General features: G+C 63.5%; 9 protein-coding genes. 6 read left to right on the plus strand and 3 right to left on the minus strand.

Annotation, left to right across the window (positions count from 1 at the left end):
- Positions 1–11: 11 nt before the first annotated feature.
- Both CXY83_RS02795 and CXY83_RS02800 read right to left on the minus strand, forming a co-directional pair.
- The gene (locus CXY83_RS02795; RefSeq protein ID WP_104195883.1) at positions 12–782 is read right to left on the minus strand and encodes a hypothetical protein; all 771 of its coding nucleotides are present in this window, start codon (positions 780–782) and stop codon (positions 12–14) included.
- Between the two features lie 135 nt (positions 783–917).
- Complete coding sequence (locus tag CXY83_RS02800) at positions 918–1334, minus strand: DUF1905 domain-containing protein (RefSeq protein WP_233200537.1); 417 nt, start codon at positions 1332–1334, stop codon at positions 918–920.
- Between the two features lie 332 nt (positions 1335–1666).
- Here CXY83_RS02800 and CXY83_RS02805 point away from each other — a divergent pair, with 332 nt between their 5' ends.
- The 5 genes from CXY83_RS02805 (at position 1667) to CXY83_RS02825 (ending at position 7049) form a co-directional block, all read left to right on the plus strand.
- Positions 1667–2404, plus strand: a complete 738-nt coding sequence (locus tag CXY83_RS02805) for a hypothetical protein (RefSeq protein WP_104195885.1) — start codon at positions 1667–1669, stop codon at positions 2402–2404.
- 22 nt (positions 2405–2426) lie between these two features.
- Positions 2427–2942: an SRPBCC family protein gene (locus tag CXY83_RS02810; protein WP_104195886.1), complete on the plus strand. Its 516-nt coding sequence runs from the start codon at positions 2427–2429 to the stop codon at positions 2940–2942.
- Positions 2943–3041: 99 nt separating this feature from the next.
- Complete coding sequence (locus tag CXY83_RS02815) at positions 3042–4370, plus strand: M20 family metallopeptidase (RefSeq protein ID WP_104195887.1); 1329 nt, start codon at positions 3042–3044, stop codon at positions 4368–4370.
- A gap of 69 nt (positions 4371–4439) precedes the next feature.
- Positions 4440–6014 carry an AbgT family transporter gene (locus CXY83_RS02820; RefSeq protein ID WP_104195888.1) on the plus strand — a complete coding sequence of 525 codons (1575 nt, stop codon included), beginning with the start codon at positions 4440–4442 and terminating at the stop codon, positions 6012–6014.
- A 72-nt stretch (positions 6015–6086) separates the two neighbouring features.
- Positions 6087–7049, plus strand: coding sequence for a RimK family alpha-L-glutamate ligase (locus CXY83_RS02825; RefSeq protein WP_104195889.1), 963 nt, complete (start codon positions 6087–6089; stop codon positions 7047–7049).
- Positions 7050–7141: 92 nt separating this feature from the next.
- Here CXY83_RS02825 and CXY83_RS02830 read toward each other — a convergent pair whose 3' ends face one another.
- Positions 7142–7366, minus strand: a complete 225-nt coding sequence (locus tag CXY83_RS02830) for an EamA family transporter (protein WP_199184863.1) — start codon at positions 7364–7366, stop codon at positions 7142–7144.
- Positions 7367–7396: 30 nt separating this feature from the next.
- Between CXY83_RS02830 and CXY83_RS02835 the strand changes: the two genes are divergently transcribed.
- Positions 7397–7639 (plus strand): MarR family winged helix-turn-helix transcriptional regulator, encoded by a 243-nt coding sequence (locus tag CXY83_RS02835; RefSeq protein ID WP_104195891.1) that lies wholly within the window; start codon positions 7397–7399, stop codon positions 7637–7639.
- Positions 7640–7816 lie beyond the last annotated feature (177 nt).

A 7816-nucleotide genomic window follows, 5' to 3' on the forward strand; every position in this document is an offset into this window, starting at 1 on the left:
TCAACGTCGGATCAGCGGATACCGCCAATGCGCTCCAGCGCCGCCCGCATGATCTGCGCCTCGGGTGTCGGGGCCACATGGTGGTTGGTGTAGATGCCGACGAGCCACTCCAGAACCTCGTCTTCGCTCATGCCTACGGCGTTCCAGTCCACTCCCGGCTCGGCGGCCGTTCGCGGCTCGCCGGTCTCCAGATCGAGCCAGGCGCGGGCGATCGGCGTGTCGGGGTCGTCGTTGTTCATGTTCCAGAGCAGGGCGATCGGGTGGTTATCCCCCTCGACATGCTCGTGGTCGACGCGCCCGGAGCCGAGCCACGGCAGCGTCAGCAGCTCGCCGATGATTCCAACTTCAATCAGTTCGAGCTGGGTCGGTTCAGTCTCGGGAACGTAGAGTGTGAACCCCTGCTCGAACCACTCGGCGGCCTCAAAGATCGAGTCGAGCAGTTCGTCGAGGGCGTCGATCTCCTGCACCAGGATGAGCGCCCACTCGAGCAATTTTTCGGTCTGATCGGCCGGCCACGGGCTCTCGAACGGGTCGTTCGTGCCGTGGTAGTGAAAGCTGGGGCCGGCCTCGTCGAGCAGCACGTGCAGCTGGCCACTGTCGAAGTCGATCGACAGGTTGAGCGCCCCGCCCTCGTCGTCGCGGTCGGCGAACAGATCGGGGTGCGCCAGCTCCGCCGGTAGGGTGACGGCCGCGGCGAGCCGGGGGCCCAGATCGAGAACGACGCGAAACTGGATGGTCGGCAGGCGCAGGGTTTCATCCTGCTCGAAGTGCTGGTCTGACATACCCAAAGTTTATCGACCACGGGGTGGTCTCCCAGCAGCATGCGGTCTGGCCGCACTTTTGTCGACATGGCACACGCGTTAACCAGTCCGGCAGATGACGGGCGGCCGACGACTGGATTTCAGCCGATAGTGCGGTCAACTGAATCGTTGATCGAGGTGAACTTCAGCTTCATCGCCGTTCACTTTGCCGATTGTTTTGCGCAGGGCTGCCTTGAGCGGAACCATGTGCGTTCCATCACCCATCGGGAGCAGCGTCGCGTGAAAAGGATGCCCGTCGATCGTGCCGGCAACTTTCACAGGCTTTCTGGTTCCGAAAAAAACTCCCGACTCAGGCATGACAACGCAGGTCCAGCCGCTGTTGCGCTCGGTGGTGACTGTTGCCGTGAAGGTGGTGTCGATATTTTGAGGGTAGTCCTCCTGGGCAGGCATGATTCCCTTTCTTATCTCTCTAATGCTTCTGAAACGCACGCCGGGAAATGTGGCGAGACGTTCGGCATTACGCAGCAGTTGGTCCTCTTCAAGCCAAGCCTCGTGTGAGAAATAGCGCGCCACGATGCGTGCGAACCACAACCGGAAATAGCGGGTCGGTATATCGAGGACTCTGTCATGGTGACGAAGACCGGGACCAGGGTACGCATGTGCTGAGGGTAGCGCTCGGCGTAAGTGAGGGCCAGTGTGCAGCCCCGGGATCCGTCCCGGAGTGCCGAACTGGTGATTCTCAGCAGGGTGCGCAAGTGCTCGATGTCCACGCAACAGCTCACCACCGTCCTGATCCAGCGCAAGCGCTGATCGAGGGAGGGAACGCCCGTCGGGCCCACCTCGACAGGTCGATCTCGGTCGTGTGGGAGGCGCTGTCCTGTGCGGCACTGTTCTAGGGTGGACGCATGGACGCCGACATCAACTTCTACTTCGACCCGGTTTGCCCGTTTGCCTGGATGACCAGCAAGTGGGTGCGACAGGTGCAAAAGCAGCGCGACTACACCGTGGACTGGCGGTTCATCTCCCTGCGCCTGATTAATGCCCGGGTCGACTACGACGCGCACTTTCCTCCCGAGTACGAGGCTGGCCACACCGCTGGGCTCCGGCTCCTGCGGGTTGCCGCTCGGACGCGAGCGGAGCACGGACGCGAGGCGGTGGCGCCGCTGTACGCCGCATTCGGGACCCACATCTTCGACACTGCCCCCGGCCCGGACGACCATCGGACCGAGGGCGAGGTGCGTGAGCTCCGCGGGACGCGGGAGTTCCTGGAGCCGATCCTCGCCGAGGCGGGCCTGCCGCTCGAGCTGGCGGAAGCTCTCGATGACGAATCATGGGACCGGGAGATCCAGCAGGAGACAGACGAGGCGCTCTCGCTGACGGGAAAAGACGTGGGCACGCCCATCATCCACTTCGAGCCGCCCACCGGTGTTGCCTTCTTCGGGCCGGTAATCAGCCGGCTGCCCCACGAGGACGTCGCGGTCGAGTTATGGGACCACGTGGTCGCTCTGGCACGCTTCCCGGGTTTCGCCGAGCTCAAACGCAGCCTGCGCGAGCAGCCCCAGCTGGCCGCGTTCGGAGTCGACACGGACACGGCCGGAAAGCAGGAGGACTGGCACGGCGGCAGTCGGCGGCAGAAGAAGTGACCCCGTTCGTTAGGGTAAACGCATGAGTGAGACACGCATCCTCAGCCACCAGGAGTCGGTCATCGTCGAGGCATCAGCTACGTCTCTCTACGACCTGCTCTCCGACATCACCCGCACCGGCGAGTGGAGCCCGGTCTGTACATCGTGCTGGTGGGACGACGAGGCCGAGGCCGGTCGGGTCGGTGCCTGGTTCACCGGGCGCAACGAGCTCCCGCACCGGACCTGGCAGACCCGGTCTGAGGTGGTGGCGGCAGAGCGCGGGCACGAGTTCGCCTGGGTGGTGGGCGGCAGCTTCGCCCGCTGGGGCTTCAGCTTCACCGCCACAGAGAACGGGACCGGGACCGGGACCATGCTCACGGAGTCGTGGGAGTTTTTGCCGGACGGGATCGCGATGTTCGAGGAGAAGTTCGGCGAAGACGCCCATGCGCAGATCACCGACCGCACCCAGCAAGCCCTCGACGGCATCCCGAAAACCCTCGCCGCGATCAAGCGGATCGCCGAGGTTTCCAGGGGCTCAGGGGAGCAGGCGCTGGCATGATCGGGCTCGTCCTTGGTCATGCCACTCGCACAGGTCTTGAAGATGACGGCAGAGGTCAGCACGGCGACACCGGGTAGTCTCCCTGTCTAGGGTGGATATATGAGCCAGTCCACAGTGCCGAGCACCACGTATCTGCAGAAGCTTCAGGCCGAAACCGCCCGCAGGATCCAGACCTATGAGTCGGTACCGTCGCCTTTCTCCGGGGCCCCGGACGAACTCGTAAGCGCGGTCGAAAGCCAGGTAGAGGCGCTCGCCCCAGACCTGAATGACGTCGTTCACACCCTGCACGCCGACCCGGAGATCGCCTTCACCGAGCATCGAAGCGCCGCCTATCTGGTGGAGCTGCTCGGTCGCTATGGGATAGACGCGCAGCTCGGCGTGCACGGACTCGACACGGCGATCCGCGCCGAGATCGGCTCAGGCGACGGCCCGGCCATCGCGATTCTCAGCGAGTATGACGCCTTGCCCGACGTCGGGCACGGCTGCGGGCACAACGTGATCGCCGCTACCGGAGTCGGCGCTTTCCTCGCACTGGCCAACACTCTCAAGGAGAATCCCAACGCATTCAGAGGCCGGGTGGTCTTCCTCGGCACTCCCGCCGAGGAAGGCTTTTCCGGCAAAGAAGTAATGGCCAGGCATGGCGCCTTCGATGGCATCGACGCCGCAATCATGGTGCACCCGTACGGCTACGACCTCGCCGACCAGGTGTGGCTCGGTCGGCGCGTGCTCACCGTGACGTTCACGGGCGTCGCGGCGCACGCATCCGCTCAACCTTTTATGGGTCGCAACGCGCTCGACGCCGCAACCCTGGCGTACCAGGCCGTTGGCCTGCTGCGCCAACAGCTGCCGCCGGTGGATCGCGTGCACGCTGTAATCAGTGAAGGGGGAACACGGCCGAGCATCATTCCCGAGCGCGCAGTACTCAAGCTCTACGCCCGTTCCAAGTTCGCGGACACGCTCAAAGACCTCAGCGTGCGACTGGATGACATCGCGCGCGGCGCGGCAGTGATGACGGGAACGAGTGTTGAGATCGACTGGGACGAGCACGCCCCCTCACTCCCCGTGCGCACGAACAGCGCACTCACCGGTCGTTGGGTCGCCGCCCAGCAGCGCCGCGGGCGCCAACCGCTCCCCCTTGGCGTGGTGTCGGAAACCATCGCAGCGTCCACCGACTTCGGCAACGTGAGCCATCGCATCCCCGGTATCCACCCACTGATCAAGATTGCGGCATCCGACGTTGCCCTGCACACCCGCGAATTCGCGGCGGCCGCCGCAACGGATGCCGCAGAGTCGGGCGCCATCGACGGCGCCTGCGGCCTCGCCCTCACCGCCCTGGATTTTCTCTGCGACGCCGAATTGCGCCGCAGCGTGGCCACCGAGTTCGCGGAGCAGGGCGGCGCCATCGATGTGCCGCACTTCTTCGACTGACGCCTCACCGGCCACTGTCTAACTCCTTTACACCGATCGTTTTGTTCCATCCGACGCAAGGTAGTCCCCATGTCTTCAGCACAGACCCTCACTCGGCGTACCGTTCTGATCGACCGTGTCCTCGGCGGAATCGAACGCGTCGGCAACAAGCTGCCCGACCCGTTCATGCTCTTCCTCTTGCTGTTCGCAATCACTGCGGTGGCGTCGACTGCCATGGCCTGGGCCAACGTCACGGTGCAGCTGCCCGGGACCGACGAGATCACAGTGATCAAAGGCTTCTTCAGCGCCGAGGGGCTCACGTGGTTCACCCAGAACATTGGGGTCAACTACGTGGGCTTCCCGCCGCTGGCGACGGTGCTGCCCATCCTGCTCGCGGTCGGTGTTGCCGAGAAGTCCGGCCTGCTCGCTGCGCTGATCCGTAAGGCTTTCGGTTCGGCGCCGCGCTGGTCGCTGCCCTACGCCGTGGCGTTCGTGGGGGTCGTGGGGTCGATCATGTCGGATGCGGCATTCGTGGTGATCCCCCCGCTCGCAGCCCTGGTGTTCAAGGCCGCCGGCCGGCATCCCGTCGCCGGGCTGCTCGGCGGGTTTGCCGCCGTGGGTGCCGGCTACTCGACCTCACTGTTCGTGACAAGCCTCGACGCCCTATTCGCCGGAATCACCACGTCGGTCACCCAGAACCTACCCAATGCCGGTTCCGTTGTGACCCCGGTTTCGAACTACTTCTTCAATGTGGTCTCCGCGCTCGTACTCATCGCCCTGGCCGGCTTCATGATCGACAAAATCCTCGAACCGCGTCTAGGCCGCCAAGGGATCGCGCGCGAGGAGATCATCGACAACGACGACGTGTCGGGTCCCGCAGCGATGAACACACGGCTCACGGACACCGAGAATCGTGGCCTGTTCTGGGCATTCGTGGCGGGCGTCGTCGTCGCTGGAGTGATCCTCGTCGGCGTGCTACTTCCGGAATCCCCGTGGCGAAACGAAGACGGCGGGTTCCTGCCTCGCTCGCCCCTGTTGAGTTCGATCGTGTTCATCGTTTTCGCCACGTTCGTCATTCCGGGGCTGGTGTACGGCAAGATCACCGGAACCATCGCGACGGGCAGTGACGTACCCCGCGTGATGGGGCACGCCATCAAGGACATGAGCGGATTCCTCGTGCTCGCGTTCATCCTCGGCCAGTTCGTCGCCCTGTTCAATTTCTCCGGAATCGGAAGCTGGCTGGCCGTTGCCGGAGCCGGGGGCCTTGAGTCCATCGGCCTTACCGGATTTTCGGCCGTCGTTGCCTTCGTGCTCCTCGCCTCACTGCTGAACCTTTTCATCATTTCCGGTTCGGCCATGTGGACGCTGATGGCCGCCGTGTTCGTACCGCTGTTCGTATTACTTGGCTATGAACCCGCGTTCATCCAGGGTGCTTTCCGGGTCGGAGATTCGGCCACCCAGGTACTCACCCCCCTCAATCCGTACATGATCGTGCTCCTCACGATGCTGCGCAAATACGAGCCACAGGCGGGGCTCGGCACCATAATCGCCCGCATGCTGCCCTTCGCAGTCACGTTCTGGCTCGCGTGGGTAGCCGTGCTGAGTGTCTTCTTCTTTTTCGACCTGCCGATGGGCCCGGGCAACGGCATCATGATCCCGCAGTAGTGACGACGTAAGGCCCAAGGAATACCCCGCGCCGGGGCCTCCTTAAGTTCAGTGCAACCCGAAAGGATTTTCATGACTGTTAGCCAGCCCACGATCTATGCCCTGCACGAGAACCCCGAATGGTTTCCACCGTTCGCCCGGGCCTTTGAAGCAGAGGGCATGGAGGTGAAGGAATGGCTGCTCACCGACGGCGTTCTCGACCTGGATTCGGTACCACCGGAGGGAATCTTCTGGTCGCGCATCAGCGCATCCGCTCACACGCGTGACCATGGAAAGTCGAAGGATTACGCCCGCGCCGTATTGGCTTGGCTCGAGGCCCACGGCCGCCGCACGGTGAACGGCCGACGTGTGCTTGAGCTTGAGATGAGTAAGGTCGAGCAGCTGGTCGCGCTCAAAGCCGCTGGCATCGACACCCCGCGCACCGTGGCGGCGGTGGGCCGCGAGCAAATTCTCGCCGCCGCACGCAACTTTCCCACCCCGTTCATGACCAAGCATAATCAGGGCGGCAAGGGTCTGGGCGTGCGCAAGTTCACGAGCCACGAAGAGCTCGCCGAGTACGTTGCTTCCGACGAGTTCGAGGAGCCGCAAGATGGCATCACACTGATTCAGGAATACATCCAGGCTGCGGAACCGTTCATCACCCGGGCCGAGATCGTCGGCGGCGAGTTCATCTACGCCGTCAAAGCCGACACCGCGCGCGGCGGCTTCCAGTTGTGCCCAGCGGATGCCTGCGCCATCGACCCGATCACGCGCGAACTGATCATGCCTCCCGGCGCCACCATCGCGCCCGTAGCCGGTCAGCAGCTGTTCAGCCTGCGCGAAGACTTCGACCACTCGATTATCGAGAAATATCTCGAGTTCGCGCGCCGGAACGGGTTGGAAGTGTGCGGTATCGAGTTCATCGAAGCCGAAGACGGCCGTGTGCTCACCTACGATGTGAACACCAATACGAACTACAACGCGGTCGTTGAGGCCGAGGCGCTTCGTTCGGCTCCACAAGCCCTGGCGCGGTACCTCAAAAAGCTCGCAGCCTGAGTACTGGGCGGCCGGTCCCGGGACGGCTCACCAAACGAGTGACGTCGCACATTAGTCTGCGCTCCCACGGACCTCTCGAACGGTGGGCCTCGTCAAATGCGGATCTGCTGGGAACAGAGATCAGCATCACCGCAGCACGAGGGTTTTGCGTGCCTGGAAATGATGGCGGCGGAGATTGAGCTGAGCACGATGACGATCCCGGCTATCTGCATTGGGGTGAGGTTTTCGCCGGCGATTACCCAGCCGAGGAGGATGGCCACGACGGGGCTGAGTAAGCCAAGGAAAGCCGTGGTGCTTGCCGCAAGCTGTGGCGTCATGCCGGACCACGTTGACCGAATCATTGAACAGTGGCCCAGCGACTAAACAAGCTGGAGAATCGCGGGCTTGTCACGCGCCAGGCAAACCCCGGCGACGGTCGCGGTAAGCTCGTCGCACTCACCGATGCGGGCAGAGATCTCATCGAGACGGCATTGCCCAATCACCTCGAAACCGAGCTTGCCATCACCGCCGCGCTCAACGATGAGGAGCAGACCGTGCTCGCGGATCTCCTTCAACGAATCAGTACCGCCGCCAGTATTTGCATAAAGTGAGCGCCTGGCCGATGATGCGGGCTACGTCGGTGATCGATCCGGGGTGTGCGCCGGGGGCCTTCCGCCTACTCGGTATTCCGGGCGATACGCACGCAACAGTATCCGTCTTTCGGTGCAAATTGCACCTTGCGGGCGCGCTCACCCGCACCTTCCGCGACCCCTTCCAGTAGGGCCAGG

The sequence above is a fragment of the Cryobacterium sp. M15 genome (assembly GCF_002929675.1).
Lineage (GTDB): Bacteria > Actinomycetota > Actinomycetes > Actinomycetales > Microbacteriaceae > Cryobacterium > Cryobacterium lyxosi.

Excerpts from the sequence above, each read along its gene's own strand:
- CXY83_RS02805 (WP_104195885.1), top strand. The coding sequence starts at position 1,667 with ATGGACGCCGACATCAACTTCTACTTCGACCCGGTTTGCCCGTTTGCC.
- CXY83_RS02795 (WP_104195883.1), bottom strand. The coding sequence starts at position 782 with ATGTCAGACCAGCACTTCGAGCAGGATGAAACCCTGCGCCTGCCGACC.
- CXY83_RS02825 (WP_104195889.1), top strand. The coding sequence starts at position 6,087 with ATGACTGTTAGCCAGCCCACGATCTATGCCCTGCACGAGAACCCCGAA.
- CXY83_RS02820 (WP_104195888.1), top strand. The coding sequence starts at position 4,440 with ATGTCTTCAGCACAGACCCTCACTCGGCGTACCGTTCTGATCGACCGT.
- CXY83_RS02815 (WP_104195887.1), top strand. The coding sequence starts at position 3,042 with ATGAGCCAGTCCACAGTGCCGAGCACCACGTATCTGCAGAAGCTTCAG.
- CXY83_RS02830 (WP_199184863.1), bottom strand. The coding sequence starts at position 7,366 with ATGACGCCACAGCTTGCGGCAAGCACCACGGCTTTCCTTGGCTTACTC.
- CXY83_RS02810 (WP_104195886.1), top strand. The coding sequence starts at position 2,427 with ATGAGTGAGACACGCATCCTCAGCCACCAGGAGTCGGTCATCGTCGAG.